This is a genomic window from Aeromonas sp. SCS5 (assembly GCF_001887375.1).
GTDB classification, from domain to species: domain Bacteria; phylum Pseudomonadota; class Gammaproteobacteria; order Enterobacterales; family Aeromonadaceae; genus Aeromonas; species Aeromonas jandaei.
In genome coordinates this window covers 1-274 of record NZ_LFCS01000036.1, presented here as the reverse complement: position 1 = coordinate 274, position 274 = coordinate 1, and the positions used below count along the sequence as shown (strand labels likewise).

At 62.8% G+C, this 274-nt stretch carries 1 protein-coding gene; it reads left to right on the top strand.

The features are described 5' to 3' along the window. On the top strand, positions 1-274 hold a 274-nt coding region (locus BS300_RS20845; RefSeq protein WP_143241879.1), incomplete at both ends, for a hypothetical protein.

Below are 274 nucleotides of genomic sequence, written 5' to 3'. Positions count from 1 at the left end.
GCACCACGGCAGATGGTCGCGAGATCCTGCGCGCCGAGCTGAGCTTGGTCGACAACAACGGTAACTGGAGCGTCACCGCCAAGGTCACCCTGAGTGGTGAGCTGGATCACAAGGGGAGCGAATCCCTCAACCTGCCGCTGGCGGTCACCCTGGCCGACAAGGATGGCGATCGCATCGGTACCACGCTGCCGCTTACCATCGCGGATGGCAAGGCACCTAGCTTTATTCCGGGCAAAGGCGTGTCTCTGGATGAGGGGGACCTCACCGGCAGCAA